Genomic DNA, 1314 nt, shown 5'->3' with positions numbered 1-1314 from the left:
CTCTTCCGATCTGGCGCCGCGGCCGCTGATCGTCGTCGCGAGCAGCGCTCAGTCGCTGGCCGCGCTCGCCACGGCGCTGCCGGCCGGCCTCGTGCTCGCGCTGCGCGCGGCCGAGCTCGTCGTGAGCAGCGCGCGCCTGGCCGAGCTGGCCCGCGAGCACGGGTTCACACGTATACATGTTGCGGAATCGGCGCTGGCCGCGGATCTCGCGGCTGCCTGCGCCCGGGCGCTGACGCGGCACCGGCTCTGAGCCGGCGCGCGGCGACACCGCTTTTTACACCGCCCGGCGTACGGACGACCTTGGTCGCCTGACCCGGGGCAGGGTTCTTCGGTACGATTGGCGCATGGACATGGATACGCCCGATTCCGCCCCGCCGGCGCCGTCTCCCGCGCCGGTCACGCCGCCCCGTTCCGTTTCGCCGGCCTCGCGCCCGCTGGTCGCCGGCATCGCCCTGGTACTCGCTGTCGGAGCCGTCACGGTCGCCGGCTTGGCCTGGCGGCGCAGCGCCGCCGACAGCGCCGCCGGCGCGGCGGTCGCGACGGACATCGCGCTGCTGCGCACCGACGTCGACGGGCAGCGCCGCGCGCTGGAACAGGAACGGCGCGAACGCGACCAGTTGCGCCAGCGTCTGGCTGACGCCGAAGGCATCAACAAGACCCTGCGCGAGGAAGTGCTCGGCGTTTCCGAACGCGCGCGCGTGCTCGAGGACGCGATCGCCAATCTCGCCGACAAGCGTCTGTCCGGCCATGACGCGCTGCTGCTGAACGAGGCCGAGATGGTGCTGCTGCTGGCCGAGCAGCGCTTCGAACTTTTCCACGACGCGGCCGCCGCGGCGCGCGCCTATCGCATCGCGGACACGGCGCTGGCCGCGTTGCAGGATCCGGCCTTCGCGACGGTGCGCGAAACGCTCGCGGTCGAGCTGCGCGGCCTGGAACAGATGAACCAGCCGGCCGAAGCGGCTGCGCTGTCGGAACTCGCGCAGCTGCGCGAGCAGGTCGTGCGCCTGCCGCTGGCCGCCGCGCTGGACCGGCGCAACGCCGGCGCCGATTCGCGGCTCTTGCGCGCGCTGGGCCAGTTCGTGCGCATCACGCGCAGCGGCGAGGGCGGCGCCGTCGCCGACCCGGCGCTGCTGCGCAATTTCGTCGCGCTGGAGCTGCGCAGCGCCGAGCTCGCGCTGCTCGAACGCAATGACCACGCCCTGCATGCGGCGCTCGAACGTGCGCGCGCGCAGCTGCGCGACGGCTTCGCCGCCGACGATGCGGCCGTCGCCGCGGCGCTGGCCGCGCTCGAGCGCCTGGCCGCACGCACGGTCG

Annotated in this window: 1 protein-coding gene and 1 pseudogene; both read left to right on the top strand. The window is 74.0% G+C overall.

Features of this window, described 5'->3' with window-relative positions:
- Positions 1-250, top strand: a pseudogene (locus tag NON22_RS24425) (hypothetical protein); the annotation flags it as partial.
- A gap of 94 nt (positions 251-344) precedes the next feature.
- The coding region (locus NON22_RS24420; protein ID WP_257389581.1) for a uroporphyrinogen-III C-methyltransferase at positions 345-1314 on the top strand (970 nt) is incomplete at its 3' end.

This window comes from Tahibacter caeni (genome assembly GCF_024609805.1).
Lineage (GTDB): Bacteria > Pseudomonadota > Gammaproteobacteria > Xanthomonadales > Rhodanobacteraceae > Tahibacter > Tahibacter caeni.
The sequence above is the reverse complement of the archived record's forward strand: the minus strand, read 5'-3'. Positions and strand labels throughout refer to the sequence as shown.